Raw genomic sequence first — 22,278 nt, forward strand, 5'->3', positions numbered from 1 at the left:
TCGGCTGCGGTCGGACTCGCACTGATTGAGGGCCGGGGGCGGCTTCGGTGAGGCGAGCCGCCCGGGGGTCCGTCGGGGGAGGCACTCCGGCCGCGGCTGCACTCGCACTGGTGGAGGGGCGAGAGCAGCCTCAGCGGGGCGAGCTACCCGGGGGCCGGTCGAGGAAGGCGCTTCGGCTGCGGTCGGACTCGCACTGATTGAGGGCCGGGGGCGGCTTCGGTGAGGCGAGCCGCCCGGGGGTCCGTCGGGGGAGGCACTCCGGCCGCGGTTGCACTCGCACTGGTGGGGGGGCGAGAGCAGCCTCAGCGGGGCGAGCCACCCGGGGGGGCCGGTCGAGGAAGGCGCTTCGGCTGCGGTCGGGCTCGCGCTGGTGGACCGCCGAGGGCGGCTTCGGCGAGGCCAGTCGCCGGGGGCGTGTCGGAGGGGCTCGGCTGTTGTGGTCAGTTCTGGGGTGGGATCGGTGACGACAGGCTGGGGGCCGAGTTGTAGGACGAGGTCGAGTCGGAGTCCTGGCGGTCCTGCTCGTGCTGGTAGGCCACGAAGCTGATGCCCAGCAGGGCGATCACGGCGAGGCCGAGGATGATGCCGACGATGCCCGTGATCAGACCCGCCTGGGCCTGACCCCGGTTCGTGGCCTCGCCCCGGTCGGCTCGCTTCTTGCCCTTGACACCGAGAACGATGGCGATGATGCCGAGGACCACGGAGACGATGCCGTAGATGCAGAAGAGGCAGCAGGACAGGATGCCCAGCACCAGGGCCACGGTGCCCAGGTTGTTCTGCGGAGCCATCGGCATACCGGGCCAGCCGTAGCCCTGCGGGTAGCCGGGGTAGCCGTAGCCGCCGGGCATTCCCGGGGCGCCCGGCATACCGGGTCCGGCGGGGGCGTTGGGCGGGCCGTAACCCGGAGCGCCGTAGCTGGGGAGGCCTGGGGGTGTACCGGGCTGGCCGTAGCCGGGTGTGCCGGGAGCGGGCGGGGTTCCGGGCGTGCCGGAGGCAGGCGGGGCGAAGCCGTCGGCCGGGAGGGCGGTCATGGTCGGCTGGTAGTGCAGGGACGGCGGCGGAGGCTGCTGCCCAGCAGTGGGTGGCTGGTCCTGCGGGTGCGGCTGCTGGCCGGAGGCGGGTGGGTAAGGCCCCGGCCCGGGGGCGGGCGGCTGTGCGCCCTTCTCCAGTGATGGTCTGCTTTCCGGGGGCGCCCACGGGTCGTTGTTCGCGCCCGCGCCGCCGTCCGGCTGTGTCTGGTCCCCCATGTCCCGTCCCCGTCCCCGTCAGTCGATCGTCAGGCCGACCATGCTAGAGCGTTGCCCCGACAGTTCCGCTACACGGGCGGACTCCCCGCCCGGCTCCGCCCCCACCCGCGTCCCCGTCCACCCCGGCCTACGATGATCCCGAGTCATCGATCAGCCGATCACCCGCGTCCCGTACGGCACTGCCCGGGGCGCCGTTCCGGGGAGGAACCTTGTCCGACCACAGCGCCGTACCCGCCGCCGGTCAGGCCCGCGAGCTGCATGCCTTCATCGCCGGGCTGCCCAAGGCCGAGCTGCATGTCCATCACGTCGGCTCCGCCTCCCCACGGATCGTCTCGGAGCTGGCCGCCCGGCACTCCGACTCCACGGTGCCCACCGACCCCGAGGCCCTGGTCGACTACTTCAGCTTCACGGACTTCGCGCACTTCATCGACGTGTACTTGTCCGTGGTCGACCTCATTCGGACGCCGGAGGACGTACGGCTGCTGACCTACGAGGTCGCCCGGGACATGGCCCGCCAGCAGGTGCGGTACGCCGAGTTGACCATCACGCCGTTCTCGTCGACGCGGCGCGGGATCGACGAGCGGGCGTTCATGGACGCGATCGAGGACGCCCGCAAGGCGGCCGAGGCCGAGTTCGGGACCGTACTGCGGTGGTGCTTCGACATTCCCGGTGAGGCGGGGTTGGAGGCGGCCGAGGAGACCGTGCGGCTCGCGACCGATGACCGGCTGCGCCCGGAGGGCCTCGTGTCGTTCGGGCTCGGCGGGCCCGAGATCGGGGTGCCCCGGCCGCAGTTCAAGCCGTACTTCGACCGGGCCATCGCGGCCGGTCTGCACTCCGTGCCGCACGCCGGTGAGACCACCGGGCCCGAGACGGTGTGGGACGCGCTCAACGACCTGCGCGCCGAGCGCATCGGGCACGGCACCAGTTCCGCGCAGGACCCCAAGTTGCTCGCCCATCTCGCCGAGCACGGCATCGCGCTGGAGGTCTGCCCGACCTCCAACATCGCCACCCGTGCGGTCCGCACGCTCGACGAGCACCCCATCAAGGAGTTCGTCCGGGCGGGGGTCCTCGTCACGATCAACTCCGACGACCCGCCGATGTTCGGCACCGACCTCAACAACGAGTACGCGGTCGCCGCCCGCCTCCTCGACCTCGACGAACGCGGTGTCGCCGACCTCGCGAAGAACGCCGTGGCGGCCTCCTTCCTGGACGCGGCGGGCAAGGCCCGTATCACCGACGAGATCGACGCCTACACCTCGGCGTGGCTCGCGCCCTGACGGCCGGCGCTCCCGCGACAACCAGCACAATGGGCCCATGGAGAACGTGACCGCCGTGGGCCATCGCGGCGACCCCTACCGTGCCCGTGAGAACACCGCCGACTCACTGCGTTCCGCGCTCGAACAGGGCGCGGACGCAGTCGAGTTCGACGTACGAGTGACCCGTGACGGCGTGCCCGTGCTGCTGCACGACGAGACGCTGCAACGGCTGTGGGAAGTGGACCGGCCGCTCAAGTCGCTGTCGGTGGACGAGGTGCGCGGGCTCACGGACGGCGGGGTGCCGACGCTGGTGGAGGCGCTGGCCGCGACCGAGGGCAGCCGGGTGATGGTCGACCTGCCCGGCGCGGCCGACCCGCGCGCCGCGCGCCGGATCGTGGAGGTGATCCGCGAGTACGGCGCGGCCGACCGGGCGTACTACTGCGCGGGCGCCGACTCGATGCTCGCCGTACGCGCGGCGGACCCGTCCGCGGAGATCGCCCTGACCTGGACCTCGCTCGCGCCTCCGCGCCCCGCCGTGCTGGAAGCGGTACGGCCGCGCTGGCTCAACTACCGCTTCACACTGGTCGATCGGGACCTCGTCGCCCGGGTCCACCGCGACGGCTACCTCCTGTCGGTCTGGACTCCCGACACCCGCCGCTCGATGCGCCGCCTCCTCGACCTGGGCGTCGACTCGATCACCACCAACCGCGTCGGCGTCCTGTGCGGGCTCAGGAAGAAGGGGTGAGGGTGGCGGCGGCTGGGGCGCGCGGGCCCGCCAACTCCCCCGCCGCGAAGGGTTCGCAGCCCACGTCCCGTACCAACTGCCGTACGACCATGAGGGCTTGTTCGTTGTCGGCGCTCAGGGGGACGCCCAGAGGGCGGCCGTCGAACACCGGGGATGTCAGGCGCCAGACGTCCTCGTGGCAGAGGTTGAAGGCCTTGACGACGTGGGTCTCGGGGCCCGCGGCGGCGGAGGGAGTACCCGCGGTGAGCGGGCGGAAGCCTTCGCCGACCGGGTTCGTGCAGTCGATCAACACGCGTCCGGTGAGCGGGAGTTGGCGGGCGGCCTCGATCGCCGCCCGCCACGGCAGTGCCATCAGTACGGCGTCGGTGCCGAAGTCGGCGGCCTGGTGGAGGGTGCCCCAGGCTCCGCTCCAGCGGCGCGCGAGAGCCTCCGCCTGTGCCGAGGATTCCTATTCGCATGGCACGACGGTAGGAAACGGCTCGGGCACCATGTGGTGCGTGACCCCCGAACCCGTGTTTCTCGCCGCCTGCCGGGCCCGGCTCGCCTTCGACCTGCTCGGCAACACCTGGAACCGTGTGGTGCTTTGGGCGCGTTCGGGGCCTGGGCCTTCGAGCACGGGGACGAGGTCATGGCCGCGCAGGACGCCTCCGCGCGGGACGCCTCCGCACGGGACGGTCAGACTCGGGAGGCCTGAGCGACCGTCGCCGGGTCGGCCGGGGTGGTTCGGGTGACGTACTGGGGTACCGGGGCGTTGTCCTTTCCGGTGTCGCGGGTCAGGCCGTAGCGGGTCGCGCCCTGGGTGGGGCCGGTGGTGATGTCCTGTTCCACGGCGTCCCAGGTGGTGGGGAAGACGTTCAGGCCGTAGTCGGCGCCGCGTTCGTTGACGGTGAGGGTGACGCTGCCGTCGACGTAGAAGTACTCGTTCTGCCACATCTGTTGGGTGCCGGTGGGCAGGACGTCGTAGCCGGTGGTCTTGTTGCCCATGCCGGTGGCGGTGGGGTCGGTGGTGCTCACCGGGTCGTCCATACGACGGCCGCCGCCCGAGGCCACGTGGAAGAGCTTGCCCTTCAGAGCGGTCCAACTCGGCATGACCAGCGCGCCGGAGCGGTACTGCGGTGAGACCTGCCAGCGGACGAGGACGTAACCCTGGCCGCTGAGCGTCACGTTGTCCCCGCGGTGGTTCATGGTGGCGTGCGCTCCGCCGGTGCTGGTGACACCCGAGGCCGAGCGGTGCGGGAGGGCCGCGGGCGGGGTGTCGGGGTTCGGGGCCCGGTCCACGGCGTCGACGACCGAGCCGTAAGGGGTGCTGGTCGTCTTCGACGGGGACGGGGAGGAGGAGGGGGTGGGAGTCGGCGAGGGGGAGGCGGACCGCGCGGGCGCTGCGGTGGCGGACCGGGTCGGGAAGGTACCGGCCGTCACTACGGGGGTGATGGCCTTCGGGGCCGGGTCGTCCGGGGTGTGGGTGACGACGTACACACCGCCGGCGACGATCGTGGCACCGGCTGCCACGGCGACGGCCGGTTTGGTCAACACCCCCAGCAACTTGGCCGACCACCCGGCGGGCGCACCGGCGGAACCGGCGGCCCCTGCGGCACCCGAAACTCCCGCCGAGCCCGCCGAACCCACGGCCCCGGACCCGTGCACCGCACCCGCCGCACCCGTCGCGCCCAAGGACCCGGCCGTCCCACCCGCACCAGCAACCCCTGCCGCACCGCTTGCCCCGCCCGCCCCCGTCACGAACGCCGCCCCCGCCACCCCCACCCCAGCCGCCGCCGTCTTCGCGCCGAAGGCCAGGGACAAGGTGAAGCCGAGTGGGAGGGGGACCAAAGCGATGCCGACGAGGAGGCGTTCCGCCGGTACGACGGACTCGCGGGGGTCGCCGCAGTAGGCGCAGCCCCGCAGGTGGCGGGCCACGCGCTTGCGCCAGACCGAGTCCTGGCGGCCGTCCCAACGGGCGGTGACCTCGCGGAGTTCGGGGCAGGCGCCGTCGAGGGCGCGGACGATGGCGCGGGCGGTCTCCAGGCGTTCCTTCATGCGCTGGACGCGGACCGCCGCGTGCTGGCGGCTGATGCCGACGGCCGACGCGAGTTCGCGGCGGGTGAGTTCGCCGCCGACCTCCAGCCACCACAGGGAGAGGAGTTGACGGTCCTCATCGTCGAGCCAGCGGACCGCCTCCGCGACCTCGCGCCGCTGGCCCTCCAACTGGAGCCGGAGGACGGTCAGTTCGGCGAAGTCGGCGGCGTCGCCCGGTAGCCCGTCCGGGAGTTGGTCGGGGGACTTGCGGCGGCGGGCCCGGTCCCGGATCTGGCGCATGGCGATCGCGACCAGCCAGGACCGGAAGCTGTCCGGGTCGCGGAGCGAGCCCAGGTGGTCGACGGCGCGGAGCATCGTCTCCTGGACCACGTCGTCCACGTCGGCGTGGCCGTTGAGGGCGCGGCCGACCACGTTGTAGACCAACGGCAGCCAGCCCGCGACCAGTTCGTCCAGCGCCCGCCGGTCACCGGCCTGTGCCGCCGCGATGGTGGAGCCCCACTGCCGCCCGTCCACGTCGTTCTCCGCCCTTCCCGACCTCACCCGGTCTCCCCCGACGTCACTTGCTGTACAGCAGCGTGCCGAAGCCCATTTGGTCGAAACCGCCGCTGTTGGGGCCGTAGTCGCCGCCACCGCCCTCCGCACGCACCTTCTCAGCCATGAGGCTGATGAAGGGGGTGGTGAGGCGGCGGCGGCGCGCGTAGTGGTTGTGCAGAATCTCCCAAACCGGGCGAACGGCGCCCCGGGCTATGTCGGAGATCACAGGCTGTTCCATGTACCGGCCGTTGCCCTGTCCGCTGCGCCAGGCGTACGTCGTGAACGGCACGGCCGCGCCGAGGTTGTACTTGGCGACGTACTCGGCGGCCTTCATGAACCGGTTGTCGAGGTAGCCGTAGAGGTCGACGCCCTGGTTCCAGGCCATCTCGCAGATCGCGCCCATCAGGCCCATGCCCATCATGGTGTGGCCCTGGTCGCGGCCGCTCTCCTGCCACTGGGCGAGGTTCTGGCCGCCGTAGACGAAGGGGATGGCGTGCTTGAACGAGCCGTTGCCCGCACCGGACTTCATGTACGTCACCGCGCGCTGGAAGTCGGCGCGGTTGTCGCACAGGATGCCGGTCGCCATCAGGGACGCGACGTTGCACAGGTCCCAATTCGCCCAGTAGTTGGTGATGTTGGCGGTGTTGTGGTTGGTCAGGAAGCCGGTGTTCATGGGCAGGAAGACCGTGCGCAGCATCTTCTTGAAGCGGGTGAACTCGAAGTCCGGGTGGTCGCGGACGAGTTCGGCGGCGTTGGCGAACTGGTAGCCGTAGATGCCGGAGGCCAGGAAGCGGTCGGCGTTGCCGTTGACCGAAGTGAGCGTGGCCGACCAGGCGTTGAGGATCGCGACGGCCGTGTCACCGTTGGCCTTGGTGCCGCCGATCCGCCAGCGCAGGGCGTTCTGGTAGGCGGCGTGGATGTCGTTGTAGAGGGTGACGTAGTTCTGGCCGGTGCCGCCGCGTACGACGACGGCCTGCGGGCGGGGCTGCCAGGTGCTCGCGGAGTGCCTGTTGTCGGTGAGCCGCGTCCAGCCCTTCAGCCAGGGGTCCTTGCGGGCGGCGACGCGGACCTTGGCGCGGTGCAGGTCACCGGCGTTGTGCAGCATGCCCGGGTGCGTCAGGGCCTGCGGGCGGGCGGTCGCGGTGCCGACGGCCGCGCCCGGCTGCGCGGCGTCGGCCCCGCCACCCGAGAACGCGGCGATCCCGCCACCGACGACTCCCGCCGCCGCGACTCCGCCACCGAGCGTGAACAGGCCCCGGCGGGTGAGGCGGTGCTTGTTGGCCGGCTTGCGGGCGCCGGTCGGCCGGGGGGCGCCGGTCGGCTCGGGTGCGTTCGTTGCCATGTGGGTGGCTCCGGTGCGTGAGGAAACGGAGGACGCAGAGGGAGACGGGGTGAAGGCTTCGGCGATAACAGTTTTTGCGGCGCCGAGTTGGATCCCGTAGGGGGCAACCCCCGTAAACCCCCTTGTGCGGTAAGGGAGTTGGTCCGGGTGACACCAGGGGTGGGCGCCCTCCTCGCCGACGATCCGGGGACGGGCGTACCGGACGAGGCTGATCACCGACACCCGCCGGAGAATCCAGGAGCAGCCGATGCGCGCCCGCCGTTGCACCACCGTCCTCACCGCCTCCCTCGTCCTCACCCTCGCCCTCGCGGCCGGGCCGTTGGCCGCACCCGCGTTCGCCGTTTCCTCGTCCGCCGTTTCCTCGTCCGCCGTTTCCTCGTCCGCCTCAACTGCCTTACGGGGGACGGCCGGTCCGGATGCCGAGGCGCTGCGGGCCGCGCTCGCCGGGCTGCCGGACGCGGATGCCACGGCGGCTCTCGTGCGGGTGGGAGGGTCGGACGGGAGCTGGCGCGGGAGTGCCGGGGTGCACGATCTGGAGAGCGGGGCCGCCGCCGATCCCGACGCCCGTTTCCGGGCCGGTTCGACGACGAAGGTCGTGACGGCGGCGACCGTGCTGCGGCTGGTGGCGGCGGGGAGGATCGACCTGGACACACCGGTCCAGCGCTATCTGCCGGGGCTGCTCACGACGGCCTTCGAGCCCATATCCGTACGGCAGTTGCTGAACCACACCAGCGGTATCCAGGCTGGTGACGGCTTCGGGGACGCCTTCGAGGACCAGTACGCGCACCGCTTCGACACACTCACGCCCCGGCAGGTCGTCGCGTCGGCGGTGGCGAAGGGGCCCGAGTTCCGGCCGGGCACGCGGCAGGACTACCTCAACATCAACTACACGATTCTCGGGCTGCTGGTCGAGAAGGTGACGGGACACTCGTACGCCTCGGAGGCAACCCGGCTGGTGCTGCGCCCGGCGGGCATGCGGGACACGTACTTCCCGGGCACCGACCCGCGCATCCGGGGCCCGCACAACCACGGCTACCAGGTGGTCCAACAGGCCGACGGAACAACGGAGTTCGTCGACGTCACCGACTGGAACCAGGCGGACCGGTGGGCGGCCGGCGACATGATCTCGACGACCGCCGATCTGGAGCGGCTGATCACGGCACTGTTCCGGGGGCGGATCGTGCCGGGGCCGCAGCTGAAGGAGATGTTCACGGTGCCGGCCGGTGTCGAGGGCGCCAGTTACAGCGCCGGGCTCCAGCGGTTCGAGTACGGCGGGAAGGTGTACTGGCTCAAGTCCGGTGCCCGGTACGGCTACAGCGCGGTGGTCCTCGCCACCCGCGACCTGTCCCGCACCCTTGTCTACTCGGTCAACTCGACGGACGCCAAGGGCGAGTCGATGAACGCGGTCGCGATGCGGATCGCGCTGGCCGCCCTCAAGTAGCCAGCCCTGGCACGGGAGTTGGCGCGAGTGCCGCTTCCAGCCGCTTGATCTTCTTGCGTACGACGTACAGCGGGACGATCCCGATGACTCCGAAGGACATGTCGATCACCGTCCACCAGAGGGGAATTCTGCGGATCGGTCCGCAGATCAGGGCGAGCGGGATGATTCCGGCGCAGGCGATCATCCCGAACTCGACGACCCAGATGTTGCGGACCGGGTCGCGGTAGGGGCCGTAGAAGGCGACCGCGATGACGAGGTGGGCGAAGGCCAGCCAGTCCGTGCCGTAGAGGAGAAAGGGGTAGTCGGTGTCGGCGGTGTCGAGTCCCTGGCGTACGCGCTCGATCCAGTCCGCGAGCGCGGGCAGGTAGTGCGGTACGGACAGGGACGTCAACACGTCCTCGGTCCAGCGGAGTTCGTGGACCAGCGGGAAGGCGGTGGCGCCGCTGAGCACCAGACAGACGACGAACAGGGCAAGCCAGGCGCGGATGCCCTTCAGGAGGGCGGCTCTGTCGTTCATGGCGGCAGCCTACGCCGATAATTGAACGTGTTCAAAACAATCGGCGGGCTCTCTCGTCCGTCACCACGCGTCCCAGTGCAGCACCTCCTCGCGAGGGATCCTGCGGGCCGGGCGGAAGTCCGTGCCGAGGGTGTACGCGACAGGGATCAGGGCCGTCTGCATCACGTAGGTGTAAGGGATGCCGAGCAGACGGGCTGTCTCCTCCTCGTGGACGAGGTTGCCCGTGGTCCAGCAGGTGCCGAGACCACGGGCGCGGGCGGCGAGCATGAAGCCCCAGGCCGCCGGGAGGACGGATCCCCAGGTGCCCGCCTGCTGAAGTACGGGGGCGTCGTCGGTACGGCCCTCCACGCAAGGGACGACGAGTGCCGGGACCTCGTGGAGGTGCTCGTAGAGGTGCGCGGCGCCGGAGTAGACGCGGTCCATGTGGGCGATGTCGGCCCGGCGGATGTCGCGCTGCGAGACGGGGGCGGAGACGCCCGGCGTGCTCACCCCGGCCCGCCACAGCTCGGCGAGGGCGGCTCGTCGCTCCGGGTCGGTGACGATGACGAAGTGCCGGCGCTGGCGGTTGCGTCCGGTGGGCGCCTGGACCGCCAAGTCCACGCATTCTTCGAGGAGTTGACGGGGTACGGGACGGGTGAGGTCCAGGCGGTGGCGGACGGCCCGGGTGGTGGACAGGAGTTCGTCGGAAGAGAGGTCGAGAGTGTGGCCGGGCGGGTCTTCTCGGTGCTGGACGCCTTCGTGGGCGGACCGGACACCCTGCGGCTGACGGACATCGCACGGCGGACGGGACTCCCGGTGCCCACCGCGCTGCGGATGGTGCGGGAACTGGTGGCCTGGGGCCGCCTTGAGCGCGCGGCCGACGGTTCCTACCGCCTGGGCACCCGCATCCGGGCGCTTGGCGCGGCGGCGCCCTGCCCGCGTGGGCTGCTGGACGCGGCGCTGCCCGCGCTCCGCGCGCTGTCCGCGCGCACCGGCGGGCACGCCGATGTCGCCGTACCGGCGGACGGTACGGCGCTGTGCCTGGTCAGCGGCGAGCGGCTGCCGCTGTACGCGACGGCGGCCGGCAAGGTCCTGCTGGCCCACGGCCACGGCCCGCCCGCCACCGTCGAACGCCACACCCCGCACACACTGACCGCACCGGGCCCCCTCGGCGCCCAGCTCGCCCGCATCCGCGCGACGGGATTGGCCACCGCGCACGAGGAGTACCGGCTCGGCGAACTGTCGCTGGCCGCACCGGTGTTGAGGGCCGGCATCACCGTCGCCGCCGTCTCGGTCACGGCGGTCACCAGCACGCCCTACGACCGGCTGGGCGCCGCCGTACGGGAGGCCGCCGTCGCGGTGGGCCGGGCACTCGACGAGCCGCCGCGCGCGGGGCGACCGTAACTCCCGTCAACCACTCGCTGTCCCGAGTCTCCCCCAGAAGTCCAGGTCGTGTTCCTCGGCGAAGCCTCGCGTGGCCTTGGAGCAGGCAGCCGGGGGTGCGTTGCTCGACGGGGCCGTGTCGCAGGCCTTCAGGGACATCAACTCCCCTGTCTCCGTACGGTACTTCGGCCAGTTCGGGGTGCCGGAGCCGTTCGGGTCGCCCGTCGCGGTGAAGTGGTCCCAGAAGGTGATCATCTGGTGGGACAGCTCCAACTGGTCGTCGTCGTACGGCAGCGTCTGGCCGAGGTAGTCCCAGAGGTAGCCGAGGTCGTCGACGTGGATGGCGCCGCCGAAGGGGAAGTCGCGGGCCGTGGCGCTCTGTTGCTGGAGGCGGAAGATCGAGGTGAAGTGCGGGGTGTCGCTCTCGGCGAACTCGTAGGCGTACGTCGGCACCCAGCGCGACAGCCGTGCCATCAGCTGTTGGCGGTCGTAGGAGGTCGAGCCGTTCTGGACGACGGTCCAGGCCTGGCCCGGAGTCGGGTAGGCGGTCAGCGGGTATTCGGCGAGGACCTTGTCCGCGTTCGTGCCGTACGTCGACTTCACCGACTGGGTGTACTGGTCGGCGGTCATCGGTGTGCCGAGGTAGTCGTAGTTCTGGAAGGTGAACAGGCCGCGTTCGCTGTTGGTCTGGCCCAGCATGACCGGAACTCTGGTGAAGGCGCCGGTAGTTACGGCCGTTCCCGGGTCGGTCGGGAAGGCGGTGCCGCCGAGGGACGGGCGGACCGGGGCCTTGAGCTGGGCGGCGACGATCGCGGAGGTGGGCTTGGCGCGCAGACAGGCGAGGACGTCCGAGGCGGTGGCGCAGCCGATCTCCTGGACGAAGGCCCGGCTCTGCGTCTCACCGGCCGCCGCCGACTGGAGTGCGCAGCTGCCGCTCATGATGACCGCGCGGGCGAACAGGCCCTTGGCGGTGGGTGAGGCGAGCTGGTCGCAGACCGAACTGCCGCCCGCGGACTGGCCCGCGATGGTGACGTTCCTGGCGTCGCCGCCGAAGTGCCCGATGTTGGAGCGCACCCAGCGCAGGGCCGCCTGCTGGTCCAACAGGCCGTAGTTTCCGGCGCCGTTGGCGTTCTCGGCGCGGAGTTCGGGGAGGTTGAGGTAACCGAGCGGGCCCAGGCGGTAGTTGACGGTGACGACGACCGCGCCGGTCTGCTGGACGAACTTGCGGGGGTTGGTGTCCTGGCCCGCGCCGCCGAAGAAGCCGCCGCCGTGGATCCAGACCACGACCGGGGCGTCGGCGCTACTCCCTTGCGGGGCATAGACGTTGAGGCCGAGGCAGTCCTCGGTGGTGATCGCCTTCTCGTAGCCGGGGTCCCAGCCAGAGGGCTGAGCGCAGCGGTCGCTGAAACGGGTGGCGTCGCGGACGCCCGTCCAGGAGGCGGCCGGGCGAGGGGCGGTCCAGCGGTCGGCGGCGGTGGGGGTGGCGGCGTACGGGATGCCGAGCCAGGCGTCGTATCCGGTCCCCGCCTGTCCCTTCACCTTGCCTGCGACGGTGGACACCACCAGCGATGTGCGGTGCGAACTCCCTTGTGCGGGAGGGGACTTGAGCGCGTGTACGGCGATCGGGGGCAGAAGCCCGAGGCCGAGCACGCTCACGGTTGCCAGGATGGTGCGGACTCTGCCGCGGAGTGTCGTCGTCCTTCCCATGACTCACTTGTGTAACCGCTTGGCAATATTGTCGGCAAGATGCGCGACACGATTGGCTGCAATTGCCCCTGCGGGCGCGGGAGTTACCGCGTGCGGGTCGGTACGGCCGAAGGGGCGACGGTCCGGGTCGCGGGTGAGGCCAATGCCGATGCCGCTGCGGATGCCGATGCCGATGCCGTGGGGATCCTGGACGGTTCCGTGGTGGGGGCGCTCGTGTGGTTCGGGTCCGCGCTGGGGGTGGGTGCATGGGTGGCGGGCGGGGCGGGCGGAGTCGTAGGAGTGCTGCTCGCGGGGGGTGGGGCGAGCGGGACCGTGGGGGTCACGGGTGAGTCGTGGTGGGCCAGGCGGAACGGGAGGGCGGCGAGGACGAGGACCGCGCAGGTCGCTCCGGCGCCGGCCGCCGCGCGGAGCAGGCGGCGGCGGTGCGCGCCGCGGCGGATCGACTCGTAGCGGCCGGGGGGCGGGCCCAGGTACTCGGCGGAGGAGGGCCGCAGGATGACCGTGAGGGGGTCGTCGAGGGCGAGATCGGGCTCACGCCCCTCGTCCTCCTCGTCAAAGTGTGTGGTCAAGGCTTCTCCTCAGATGGGCTCGGAGCAGTTCGCGGGCCGCGTGGAGGTCGGCCTTGATGGTTCCTTCCTTGCGCCCGGTCAGCACGGACACCTCCCGGATCGGCATGTCAGCGTAGTAGTGCAGGAGGATCGGGACGCGCAGTCGTTCCGGCAGCGACTGGACGAGCAGTCGTACGGACGGGTCGGTCTGTTCGGTGGGCGGTCGTATCGCTTCCTCGGTGGTGGCGCGGCGCACGGCCCGGCGTTCGCGCTCCAGTTTGCGCCAGTGGTCCCGGACCAGGTTGGCGGCGGTGACGTAGAGGAAGCCGCGCGGTTCCGCGACCTTCGTCCAGCGGGCCCAGAGCCGGGTGAAGGCCTCGGAGGCGATCTCGTGGGCCGTCTCGTCGTCGTCGACGAGCCGGCGGCACCAGCCGGCGAGGCGCGGGTAGACGGCGGCGAACAGTTCGGACGCTGCCGTCTCGCGGGACCGTTTCAACATGCTCCGTAGGGGGTGGTGAGGTTCACCGGGGAAGACCCCGGACCGCCGGCGGGGGTTCCGGCGGCCCGGGATCCGAACCGGGTCAGGGGTCCGGACCGGGTCAGAGATCCGAACCGGGTCAGGGGCTCGCGGAGGTCAGGGCCGCGAAGACGATCACGTTGTCGAGGTAGCCCGTACCGGTACGGGTTCCGCCGCAGGTGATGAGGCGCAGTTCGGGGCGGTCCACGTTCCCGTACACCTCGTCCGACGGGAAGTCGGCCTTGGCGACCGTCCGTACGGCGGTGACCGCGAACACGGCCGTCGTGCCGTTCTCCAGGACGACATCGATCCGGTTCCCCGTGCGCAGCCGCGCGAGATGCCGGAAGACCCCGTCACCGTACGCGCCGACCGTCACATGCCCGAGGATCACCGACGGCCCGGTCCGGCCGGGGGTCGGCGAGTACCGGTACCAGCCCGCCCGGTCGTGGGCCGTGATCGGCGGTACCTGCACGGTGCCGTCCGTGGCCAGCCCCAGCCGCATGACCGGGGTGTCGACCCCGATGGCCGGGACGCGCAGGGTGACCGGGACGGACCGGGCGAGGGCGTGGACCGGCTTCGCGGCGGCGGACGGCGCGGCGGGCGTCGGGCTTCCCTGCTCCGAACTCCCCTGTCTCGCGGCGGAGTTCGTGGCCGGGGCGGTCCCGTCTCCGCCGCCGCAGCCGGTGAGCAGGGCCGCCGCCGACGCCGTGACGAAGGCGCGCCTGGAGAGCGAGGTCATGCCCCGGTCGCCCTCCGGCGCCGTACGACGACGAAGGCGCCGCCACCGACGACGGCCGCGGCGGCCGCTCCCCCGACCAGCGTGGTCGAGAGGTCGGACGACGACTTCGACTCCGGCGCGACACCGGTGTCCGGGGCGCCGCGGGGAACGGTGGCGACCTGGCTGGGCGCCACGGTCGGTTCGGCGGAGGGCGCGGCGCTCGGGCTGCGGGTGGGTTCGGCGCTGGCGCTGGGGACCGGGCTCGGCGCCGTGGTCGGTGCGGCGGTCGCGGCACGGCTGGGTGACGCGGTCGCCCCGTCGGCGAACGCGGGCACGGTGCTCGCCAGTACGGCGCCGCACGCGAGTGCCATGGCGCTGAGGACAGTTCGGCGCATGAATCGCTCTCTCTCGTCGGCCGGCCCGCCGGGTCCGCCGGTGGTGCACCGGCGGGGCGGGTCACGGATCGAGCGGAGAGACGAGCCGGCGGGAGAGCGGGTTGTAAAGAGCGGGCAAAGTCCTGGAGGCGTACGGGAGTTCACCCACCGCGCCGCGCCGTCCCGCGTGGCTCAGGCGTGGAGCGGGGCCAGGTCGACGTAGACGCGGAAGTCGTCGATGAGGCCGGTCTCGTCGACGTGCCACATGGTGACGGCGGGGACGGTGACGGTGTCGCCGGTCAGCCGGAAGTAGTCCACCGTCTCCTCGACGATGGCGTCGGCCCCGGTGTACCACTCACGTACGACGTTGTGGCGCAGCCCTTTGATGGTGCTGAAGAAGCCGCCGATGCCGGCCGCTATCTCCTCGGGTCCGGTCATCGGCGCGGCGTTCCCGAAGCGCATCCGGCCCTGTAAGGCGAACAGGCGGCTGAAGCCTACGGCGTCGGTCCCGTCGACCAGGGCGAAGACCCTGGCAGCGAATTCTGTGGGCATGGCGGGCTCCCTCAAGTCGAGACTCCGGTGACGGCACCGGCGGCCCGGTCCCCTTGTACGGCGTCGAGCCTAGTCGGCGCCGATCGGCCCTGGTCCGCGCCGGGGCAAGGGAGTTGACCTCTTCACGCGGACACGGCGGCCCGTTCGGCGGCCGGGGTGCCGCGGCGGTACACGTCCTTGAGGTAGAGGACGAGGGCGGCGCCGAGGATCCACACCGGGAGGATCACCAGGGCGCGGGTGAGGCCGTCGTTCTGGAAGCGGGACAGGCCCTGCATCGCGCGGACGCCGACGCCGACCGGCAGGATCTCGGAGAGCGGGCGCAGCCAGCCGGGCAGATAGGCGGCCGGCATGATGCCGCCGCTGCTGCTGTTGCCGAGGATCAGCATGAGGATCGAGGCGAGGCTGACGCCGGCCGAGCCGCACAGCCGTAGCAACACCATGGTCGTGCCGCCGACGGCCGCGCCCATCAGCGCGATGACCGTGACGAGCGGCAGGAAGGAGCCGGGCAGCGCGCCGAAGCCGGTGCTTCCGGCGATGGTCGCGATCAGGAGTCCGCCGACGATGCCGAACAGGGCCAGGCTGGCCATCCGCCAGCGGTACTGGAGGCGGGGCGCGAGCTGGTAGGTGGTCATACCGAAGAGGTAGCCCGCGAGGACCAGGCCGAAGGCCGCGTAGAAGACGGAGAGGCCGCGGGTGTCCCCTGCCGCCGCCGGGGCCACGTCCTCGACGGCGAGTTCGTGGTGCTCGGCGTGGGCGACGGAGCCGAAGGCGGTGGTGACGGTCGCGGTGACGGCGGCGCCGTTCGCGCTGCCGTAGAGGAGTTTGCCGTCGCCGAGGTAGGCCGCGTAGACCTTCCTGTCCTGTACGGCGTTCCGGGCGGCGGACTCATCGGGGTAGGTCTCGACGGCGAAGCCGCCCGGGGCGACGCGCTCCAGGTCCTGGCTCAGGTGGGTCTGCGCGGTGCCTATCTCCGTTGTGCCGACGCGGAGTTGGTGGGGGCTCGGGGCGTGGAAGGCGGCGAGGTAGACGCTGACGAACACGGTGCCGATCAGCAGCACGACCGCGACGGGGAGCAGGACGGCGCGCGTGTTTCCGGGGCCCGGGGGCGGGTGGGCCACGTCCAGGGCGTGCTTGTGAGCTTGTCGGACGGCGACTTGCTGGGACATCGGTACGGTCCTAGATTAGAAGGCAACTGATATTATTTGTACATCACAATCAGCTGCCTTACAAAAATGTTCCCGTGAATCCCCGGAAGAGGTCCCGCTCCGTGCAACATCCCGACCGCCGCACCGGCTACGTCACCTGGCAGATCGGCCAGATCATGGCGGCCCGGATGGAGCGCGCCCTGCGCCCGCTCCGGCTGACCCTCGCCCAGCACCGGGCCCTGATGCAGGCCGTGCTCGATCCGGGGGTCTCCAGCGCGACCGCGGCACGGCGCGCGGCGATCACCCCGCAGTCCATGGGCACCGCGGTCAACGGGCTGGTGGAGCGGGGGATGCTGGAACGCCGGACCACGCCGGGCGACCGGCGCACTCAGCGGCTGCACGCCACGGAGGCGGGCGTCCGACTCGCGGCCCAGGCCGCCGAAACGGTGGACACGGCCCACGCGGAGGCGCTCCAGGCCCTGACACCGGCGGAACAGGAACAGGCACACACGCTGCTGCTGAAGCTGCTCGCTTCGCTGAATCCGTCGGCGCTGGAGGGGGGTGGGGAGGAGTAGCGCGGGCACGCGATTTCACGGACCGGCCAGTGCGGGACCCCCCGCACGACTACAACCCCACGATCTTGTTCCACTCCTTCGCGAACTCCACCCGTTCCGTCGACGTGATGTCGCGGGCGATGGCGAGGTGCTTGCGCATGGTCGTGTCCGGGAAGATCAGGGGGTTTTCGGCGAGGGCCGCGGTGTCCTTGTCCTTTGAGGCCGCGAGGACGTCCTGGGCGGCGGGGACGGGGCAGACGTAGTTGACCCAGGCGGCGAGTTCGGCGGCGACCTCGGGCTCGTAGTAGTAGTCGATCAGTTTCTCGGCGTTGGTCTTGTGCCGGGCCAGGTCGGGGATCATCAGGGAGTCCGCCCAGAGCTCGGCGCCCTCCTCGGGGACGACGAAGCGGATGTCGGGGTTGTCGGCCTGGAGCTGGATGACGTCGCCTGAGTACGCCTGACAGGCCAGGACGTCACCGCTGACCAGGTCCTTGGTGTAGTCGTTGCCGGTGAAGCGGCGGATCTGGTTCCTGCTGATCTGGGTCTGGACCTGGTCGCACACCTTGTGGAAGTCCGCGGCGGTCCACTTCGTGATGTCGACGCCGTTGCCCTGCATCAGCAGCGCGAACGCCTCGTCGAGCCCGGAGAGCAGGGTGACCCGGCCCTTGAGGTCGCTCGCCCACAGGTCGGAGACGTGCCGGATCTCGCGGCCGAGCTTGCGGTGGTTGTACGCGATGCCCGTGATGCCCGACTGCCACGGCACCGTGTAGCGGCGGCCCGGGTCGAAGGCGGGCGAGCTGAGCTGCGGGTCGAGGTACTTCGCCACGTTGGGCTGCGCGGCCCGGTCCATCCGCTGGACCCAGCCGAGGCGGACGAACCGCGCGCACATCCAGTCGCTCATGACGATCAGGTCGCGGCCGGTCTGCTGGTGGTTCATGAGGGCCGGGCTGATCTTGCCGAAGAACTCGTCGTTGTCGTTGATCTCCTCGATGTAGTCGACGGAGATCCCGGTGCGCTTCTCGAAGGCGTCGAGGGTGGGCCGCTTGGTCGCGTCGTCGTCATCGGTGTCGATGTACAGCGGCCAGTTCGCCCAGGTCAGCCGCTTGTCCTTGGTGGACAGATCGGCACCGGCACGGTCTCCCGCCTTCACATAGGCGGCGGGCACACCGCACCCGGCGAGGCCGCCGAGCGCAGCGGCGGAGCCGACCGCGCGCAGCAGGGAGCGGCGGGAGGGCGAGTACGACTTCGGAGTCTTGGGCACCCGCGCAGCATGACCCGCCGACCCGTGTCCGATCAATGGACGCTGCGTCCAGCGCCTACCCGCGGACCCGACACCTTGTCGATCGGTTGTCTGTGAAGTAACCGCCAGTTCACACGGGAGGCGCGGGGTGCGAGATCCCGGCCGTCGCGGGGGCGGGAGCAGGGGTGGCGGCCGGGCTCCGGTGCTCGGCCGGGGCGTATGACGGGACGTACGGCGGGGCATACGGCGGCAGGGTCACCTCCACCACGAGGCCTCCCTGCGGACGGGTCCGCGCCCGCACCCGTCCGCCGTGCGCGGCGACGACCGCCGCCACGATGGACATCCCGAGGCCGAGGCCTTCCCATCTGCCGTCCCGCGTGCCCTCCCGCTTGCCGATCCGCTCCGCGCCGAGCCGCCGGAACGGCTGGAACAGTCCGGCGGCCTGGTCGGCCGGAATCACCGGCCCGCTGTTCTCGATCCGCAGCCCGGGCCGCCCCCGCGCATCGAGCCCGGTCCACACACTCACCCAACTCCCCTCCCCCGCCGGAAGGTTGTGCCGTACGGCGTTGTCCGTCAGGTTGACGACCAGCCGCTCGACGAGCTGTGGATCACCGAGGACGGGAGCGGATTCGAGCCGGGCGCGCACCGGCAGTTCCACGCCCCGCAGCCGCTCCCCCACGACCGTCGCGAGGTCCACGAACTCCCTTGTCTCAAGCCCGCGTTGACTGCGCGCGAGGGTCAACAGCGCGTCGATCAGCCGTTCCTGCTCCTGCCCGGCCGCCCTTACCCGGGCCAGCGCGGCCCGCAGCACCTGCGCCGAGGCGTCCGGGTCGGCGAGGGTGACGTCCACGATCGCCTGCTGGAGCGTGAGCGGGGTGCGCAGTTCGTGCGAGGCGTTGGCGACGAACTGCTTCTGCGCCTCGAACGCGCCCTCCAGCCTTGCCAGTACGGCGTCGAAGGTGTCCGCCACCGCCTTCAACTCGTCGTCGGGACCGGACACCGCGAGCCGTTCGTGCAGGTTGTCGGCGGAGATCCGGCGCGCCGAGGCAGTCATCGCGCGCAGCGGAGACAGCACCCGGCCGGCCATCAGCCAGCCCAGCGCGAGCGAGGCAAGCGCCATCACCGCGAGCGCGACACAGGCCTCGACGAGCAGTTGGTGCCGCTGGTCCGCGCGGACGGCGGCGACGACGGCGGTGACCGTCGTCGCGGCTCCGGGGCCGGACACGCCGCTCACCAGCCGCGGCCCCTCGGAGGAAGGGGCGGCCTGCCCGGCCTCGTTGTGCGCGTAGAGGAGATAGGTGAAGGCCAGCAGCAGCGCCGCGGCCACCACGAACAGCGAGCTGTAGAGCAGGGTCAGCCGCCACCGGACAGTACGCGGGCCGCGCACCCGCACCCTCCGTAGAGCCGCCCGCGCCCTCATCGGATGCGGTACCCGGCCCGGTCCACCGTCTCGACCAACGGCGGCTCCCCCAGCTTCCGGCGGAGTCTGCTGACGGTGACCTTGACGGTCTGGCTGAAGGGATCGGCGGCTTCGTCCCATGCCCGCTCCAGGAGTTCCTCGGTGGACACGACCGTCCCCTGCGCGCCGAGCAGGAGTTCGAGCACGGCGAACTCCTTGGGACTGAGCGGCAGTTGGCAGCCGTCCCGGGTGGCTTCCCGGCGGGCCGGGTCGAGCCGTAGTTCGCCGCGCACCAGGACCGGCGGCAGCGCGGGCTGCGCACGGCGGGCCAACGCCCTTATGCGGGCGACGAGTTCGGTGAACGCGAACGGCTTGGGCAGATAGTCGTCGGCGCCGAGTCCGAGCCCCGCGACCCGGTCGGCGACCGTCCCGGACGCGGTGAGCATCAGCACCCGCGCCCGGCTGTTTCCCGCCGCGAGCGTCCGGCACACCTGGTCGCCGTGGACGCCGGGGAGATCGCGGTCGAGCACGACGACGTCGTAGCCGTTGATCTCCGCGCGCTCCAGGGCCGTAGGACCGTCGAAGGCGAGGTCGACCGCCATGCCCTCGCGCCGCAGGCCCGCCGCCACGGTCTCGGCGAGTTCTTCGTGGTCCTCGACCACCAGCACACGCATGGCCGTCAGTGTGGCGGGCGGGCGGTTACACGGGAGTAAGGGCGGCCGTTCCCGTGGTGTAACCGCCGGGGCGGTTGTGTGGGCCACGTCCAGCGACACCCGCACGCAGCACGTCACATCAGCAGGAGGAAACCATGCGCGCTCTGGCGACCAGGTCGCAGCGGCTCGCCCTCGGGATCGCCGTACTGTCGGCCGCCGCGCTCGGCACGGTCACCACGTCGGCGGCCCAGGCGTCCGACACCGCGACCGCCAAGTCCCCCCGTACGGTCGAGTCCGGGACGACCGTCGTACAGGAGAAGGGCAAGGGCAAGGGGAAGGGGACGGGGACGGGCACCGCGAAACACTTCGAGCCCCCCAAGGCCGCCGCGTTCGCGGTCGCCTACCACCCGACCGCGAACGCGCCCGCCGATCTCAACACCGCGAACGGCGACTTCGCCACCTGCATGCGCGCGCAGCGGCAGTCGGCGTTCCCCCACCTCCACGCGTCCAAGGACTCGAACGGGCGCGTCCAGCTTCAAGTACGGATGACCGGCGGGGACTTCGACCCGACGACGGCCGGCTACAAGAACGCCGTCAAGGTGTGCGGCCCGATCCTGAAGAAGGCCGGCATCACCTTCCCGAACCCGGTCGACCTACCGCTGCCGGCCCCCGACAACCCGGGCAAGCCAGGCAAGGCCACCTCCGAACTGCCCTCCCTCACCCGCGCCTTCGAGAACTCCTGACCATCCGGAGGGGGAACAGCGCGGCCCCGGACGGGTCAACTCCCGTCCGGGGCCGCGCACTTGCGCTCGTGACAACTACTCGCCCAGCGACGTCATCACGTGCTTGATCCGCGTGTAGTCCTCGAAGCCGTAGGCCGAAAGGTCCTTGCCGTAGCCGGACTTCTTGAAGCCGCCGTGCGGCATCTCCGCGACCAGCGGGATGTGGGTGTTGATCCACACGCAGCCGAAGTCCAGGGCCTTCGACAGGCGCATCGCGCGGGCGTGGTCCTTCGTCCACACGGACGACGCGAGTGCGTAGTCGACGCCGTTGGCCCACTCGATGGCCTGGGCCTCGTCCGTGAACGACTGGACGGTGATGACCGGTCCGAAGACCTCGTTCTGGATGATCTCGTCGTCCTGCTTGAGGCCGGAGACGACGGTCGGGGCGTAGAAGTAGCCGACGTCACCGACTCGTTGACCGCCCGCCTCCACCTTCGCGTGCGCGGGCAGCCGCTCGATGAAGCCGGTGACCTGCTTGAGTTGGTTCGGGTTGTTGAGCGGGCCGTAGAGCACGTCCTCGTCGTCCGGCTGGCCCGTCTTCGTCTCGGCCGCCGCCTTCGCGAGCGCGGCCACGAACTCGTCGTGGATGCCCTCCTGGACGAGGACGCGCGTCGCGGCCGTACAGTCCTGGCCCGCGTTGAAGAAGCCCGCGACCGAGATGTCCTCGACGGCCTTGGCGATGTCGGTGTCCTCGAAGACCACGACCGGCGCCTTGCCGCCCAACTCCAGGTGGACCCGCTTGAGGTCCTTGGACGCGGACTCGGCGACCGACATGCCGGCGCGCACGGAGCCGGTGATGGAGGCCATCGCCGGGGTGTGGTGCTCGACCATCAGGCGGCCGGTGTCGCGGTCGCCGGTGACGACGTTGAAGACGCCCTTGGGGAGGATCGAGCCGAGGATCTCGGCGATCAGGACGGTGGAGGCCGGGGTGGTGTCCGAGGGCTTCAACACCACCGTGTTACCGGCGGCCAGCGCCGGGGCGAACTTCCACACCGCCATCATCATCGGGTAGTTCCATGGCGCGACCTGCGCGCAGACGCCGATCGGCTCGCGGCGGATGATGGAGGTCATGCCCTCCATGTACTCGCCCGCGCTTCGCCCTTCCAACATCCGGGCCGCGCCCGCGAAGAAGCGGATCTGGTCGACCATCGGCGGGATTTCCTCGGAGCGGGTCAGCCCGATCGGCTTGCCGGTGTTCTCCACCTCGGCCGCGATCAGTTCCTCGGCCCGCTCCTCGAACGCGTCCGCGATCTTCAGCAGGGCCCGCTGGCGCGCCGCAGGAGTCTCGTCCCGCCAGGCCGGGAACGCGGCGGCGGCGGCCGCCATCGCGGCGTCCACGTCCGCCGGCCCGGACAGCGGCGCGGTCGCGTACGCCTCGCCCGTCGCGGGATTGACCACCTCGGTGGTCCGTCCGTCGGCGGCGTCCCGGAACTCACCGTCGATGTAATTGCGCAGACGACGCAGCTCGGTACTCACTGCCGGCCCTCCAAGGTCTGGGTCAAGGTGTGGGTCAAGGTCGGGGTGTCCATTCACTGAGACACCCACCCTAATCGCCCAGCCCACGTTTTCAACACCCCTGATCGCATCAAGACTACGAAATCCGCAAGTCTC

At 71.2% G+C, this 22,278-nt stretch carries 23 protein-coding genes and 1 pseudogene; 7 read left to right on the forward strand and 17 right to left on the reverse strand.

The features are described 5' to 3' along the window. Nucleotides 1-440 precede the first annotated feature (440 nt). Nucleotides 441-1,247: a DUF4190 domain-containing protein gene (locus tag ACWIHT_RS19470; RefSeq protein WP_456169354.1), complete on the reverse strand. Its 807-nt coding sequence runs from the start codon at nucleotides 1,245-1,247 to the stop codon at nucleotides 441-443. Nucleotides 1,248-1,456: 209 nt separating this feature from the next. On the opposite strand from ACWIHT_RS19470, the gene ACWIHT_RS19475 reads away from it, so the two are divergent. Together ACWIHT_RS19475 and ACWIHT_RS19480 are read left to right on the forward strand one after the other, a co-directional pair. Continuing rightward, nucleotides 1,457-2,524 carry an adenosine deaminase gene (locus tag ACWIHT_RS19475; RefSeq protein WP_456169355.1) on the forward strand — a complete coding sequence of 356 codons (1,068 nt, stop codon included), beginning with the start codon at nucleotides 1,457-1,459 and terminating at the stop codon, nucleotides 2,522-2,524. 37 nt (nucleotides 2,525-2,561) lie between these two features. Next, nucleotides 2,562-3,248, forward strand: coding sequence for a glycerophosphodiester phosphodiesterase (locus ACWIHT_RS19480; protein WP_456169356.1), 687 nt, complete (start codon nucleotides 2,562-2,564; stop codon nucleotides 3,246-3,248). On the opposite strand, the gene ACWIHT_RS19485 is transcribed toward ACWIHT_RS19480, so the two are convergent. Continuing rightward, a complete protein-coding gene (locus tag ACWIHT_RS19485) occupies nucleotides 3,232-3,600 on the reverse strand; it encodes a hypothetical protein (protein ID WP_456169357.1) in 369 nt (122 codons plus the stop codon). The genes ACWIHT_RS19480 and ACWIHT_RS19485 overlap by 17 nt on opposite strands. Before the next feature lie 136 nt (nucleotides 3,601-3,736). Here ACWIHT_RS19485 and ACWIHT_RS19490 point away from each other — a divergent pair. Further along, nucleotides 3,737-3,942: pseudogene (locus tag ACWIHT_RS19490) on the forward strand (hypothetical protein). On the opposite strand, the gene ACWIHT_RS19495 reads toward ACWIHT_RS19490, so the two are convergent. Further along, entirely contained in the window at nucleotides 3,924-5,795 is a 1,872-nt protein-coding gene (locus ACWIHT_RS19495) for an RNA polymerase sigma factor (RefSeq protein ID WP_456169648.1), read from the reverse strand. The pseudogene ACWIHT_RS19490 and the gene ACWIHT_RS19495 overlap by 19 nt on opposite strands. A gap of 43 nt (nucleotides 5,796-5,838) precedes the next feature. Beyond that, complete coding sequence (locus ACWIHT_RS19500; protein ID WP_456169358.1) at nucleotides 5,839-7,158, reverse strand: alginate lyase family protein; 1,320 nt, start codon at nucleotides 7,156-7,158, stop codon at nucleotides 5,839-5,841. Nucleotides 7,159-7,405: 247 nt separating this feature from the next. Between ACWIHT_RS19500 and ACWIHT_RS19505 the strand changes: the two genes are divergently transcribed. Next, the gene (locus tag ACWIHT_RS19505; protein WP_456169360.1) at nucleotides 7,406-8,599 is read left to right on the forward strand and encodes a serine hydrolase domain-containing protein; all 1,194 of its coding nucleotides are present in this window, start codon (nucleotides 7,406-7,408) and stop codon (nucleotides 8,597-8,599) included. Here ACWIHT_RS19505 and ACWIHT_RS19510 read toward each other — a convergent pair. Continuing rightward, nucleotides 8,592-9,116, reverse strand: coding sequence for a hypothetical protein (locus ACWIHT_RS19510; RefSeq protein ID WP_456169361.1), 525 nt, complete (start codon nucleotides 9,114-9,116; stop codon nucleotides 8,592-8,594). The genes ACWIHT_RS19505 and ACWIHT_RS19510 overlap by 8 nt on opposite strands. A 60-nt stretch (nucleotides 9,117-9,176) precedes the next feature. Further along, nucleotides 9,177-9,791 carry a nitroreductase family protein gene (locus tag ACWIHT_RS19515; protein ID WP_456169649.1) on the reverse strand — a complete coding sequence of 205 codons (615 nt, stop codon included), beginning with the start codon at nucleotides 9,789-9,791 and terminating at the stop codon, nucleotides 9,177-9,179. Between ACWIHT_RS19515 and ACWIHT_RS19520 the strand changes: the two genes are divergently transcribed. Further along, nucleotides 9,732-10,499: an IclR family transcriptional regulator gene (locus ACWIHT_RS19520; protein ID WP_456169650.1), complete on the forward strand. Its 768-nt coding sequence runs from the start codon at nucleotides 9,732-9,734 to the stop codon at nucleotides 10,497-10,499. The two genes, ACWIHT_RS19515 and ACWIHT_RS19520, sit on opposite strands and share 60 nt — an antisense overlap. Before the next feature lie 6 nt (nucleotides 10,500-10,505). On the opposite strand, the gene ACWIHT_RS19525 is transcribed toward ACWIHT_RS19520, so the two are convergent. The 7 genes from ACWIHT_RS19525 to ACWIHT_RS19555 form a co-directional block, all read right to left on the reverse strand. Next, nucleotides 10,506-12,134 carry a carboxylesterase/lipase family protein gene (locus tag ACWIHT_RS19525; RefSeq protein WP_456169362.1) on the reverse strand — a complete coding sequence of 543 codons (1,629 nt, stop codon included), beginning with the start codon at nucleotides 12,132-12,134 and terminating at the stop codon, nucleotides 10,506-10,508. A 134-nt stretch (nucleotides 12,135-12,268) separates the two neighbouring features. Beyond that, nucleotides 12,269-12,754 (reverse strand): hypothetical protein, encoded by a 486-nt coding sequence (locus ACWIHT_RS19530; protein WP_456169363.1) that lies wholly within the window; start codon nucleotides 12,752-12,754, stop codon nucleotides 12,269-12,271. Beyond that, entirely contained in the window at nucleotides 12,738-13,229 is a 492-nt protein-coding gene (locus ACWIHT_RS19535; protein WP_200716845.1) for an RNA polymerase sigma factor, read from the reverse strand. The genes ACWIHT_RS19530 and ACWIHT_RS19535 overlap by 17 nt, the downstream gene beginning before the upstream one ends. A 121-nt stretch (nucleotides 13,230-13,350) precedes the next feature. Further along, on the reverse strand, nucleotides 13,351-13,989 hold the full coding sequence (locus ACWIHT_RS19540; protein WP_456169365.1) for a class F sortase: 639 nt from the start codon (nucleotides 13,987-13,989) through the stop codon (nucleotides 13,351-13,353). Continuing rightward, the gene (locus ACWIHT_RS19545; protein ID WP_456169366.1) at nucleotides 13,986-14,363 is read right to left on the reverse strand and encodes a sortase-dependent protein; all 378 of its coding nucleotides are present in this window, start codon (nucleotides 14,361-14,363) and stop codon (nucleotides 13,986-13,988) included. The genes ACWIHT_RS19540 and ACWIHT_RS19545 overlap by 4 nt, the downstream gene beginning before the upstream one ends. A 171-nt stretch (nucleotides 14,364-14,534) precedes the next feature. Further along, nucleotides 14,535-14,894, reverse strand: a complete 360-nt coding sequence (locus ACWIHT_RS19550; protein ID WP_456169367.1) for a nuclear transport factor 2 family protein — start codon at nucleotides 14,892-14,894, stop codon at nucleotides 14,535-14,537. Between the two features lie 122 nt (nucleotides 14,895-15,016). Next, a complete protein-coding gene (locus tag ACWIHT_RS19555; RefSeq protein WP_456169369.1) occupies nucleotides 15,017-16,060 on the reverse strand; it encodes an ABC transporter permease in 1,044 nt (347 codons plus the stop codon). Between the two features lie 101 nt (nucleotides 16,061-16,161). Here ACWIHT_RS19555 and ACWIHT_RS19560 point away from each other — a divergent pair, with 101 nt between their 5' ends. Continuing rightward, a complete protein-coding gene (locus ACWIHT_RS19560; protein WP_456169370.1) occupies nucleotides 16,162-16,614 on the forward strand; it encodes a MarR family winged helix-turn-helix transcriptional regulator in 453 nt (150 codons plus the stop codon). Nucleotides 16,615-16,663: 49 nt separating this feature from the next. On the opposite strand, the gene ACWIHT_RS19565 is transcribed toward ACWIHT_RS19560, so the two are convergent. From ACWIHT_RS19565 to ACWIHT_RS19575, 3 genes are all read right to left on the reverse strand, one after another. Next, nucleotides 16,664-17,854, reverse strand: a complete 1,191-nt coding sequence (locus ACWIHT_RS19565; protein ID WP_456169371.1) for a polyamine ABC transporter substrate-binding protein — start codon at nucleotides 17,852-17,854, stop codon at nucleotides 16,664-16,666. 109 nt (nucleotides 17,855-17,963) lie between these two features. Then, nucleotides 17,964-19,220 (reverse strand): sensor histidine kinase, encoded by a 1,257-nt coding sequence (locus ACWIHT_RS19570; protein WP_456169372.1) that lies wholly within the window; start codon nucleotides 19,218-19,220, stop codon nucleotides 17,964-17,966. A 29-nt stretch (nucleotides 19,221-19,249) separates the two neighbouring features. Then, a complete protein-coding gene (locus tag ACWIHT_RS19575; RefSeq protein WP_456169373.1) occupies nucleotides 19,250-19,906 on the reverse strand; it encodes a response regulator transcription factor in 657 nt (218 codons plus the stop codon). 134 nt (nucleotides 19,907-20,040) lie between these two features. Here ACWIHT_RS19575 and ACWIHT_RS19580 point away from each other — a divergent pair, with 134 nt between their 5' ends. Further along, on the forward strand, nucleotides 20,041-20,628 hold the full coding sequence (locus ACWIHT_RS19580) for a hypothetical protein (RefSeq protein WP_456169374.1): 588 nt from the start codon (nucleotides 20,041-20,043) through the stop codon (nucleotides 20,626-20,628). Nucleotides 20,629-20,703: 75 nt separating this feature from the next. Here the strand turns inward: ACWIHT_RS19580 and ACWIHT_RS19585 are convergent, their stop codons facing one another. Next, the gene (locus tag ACWIHT_RS19585; protein WP_200716816.1) at nucleotides 20,704-22,143 is read right to left on the reverse strand and encodes a gamma-aminobutyraldehyde dehydrogenase; all 1,440 of its coding nucleotides are present in this window, start codon (nucleotides 22,141-22,143) and stop codon (nucleotides 20,704-20,706) included. Nucleotides 22,144-22,278: the final 135 nt, after the last annotated feature.

Source organism: Streptomyces sp. NPDC002276 (genome assembly GCF_053891435.1).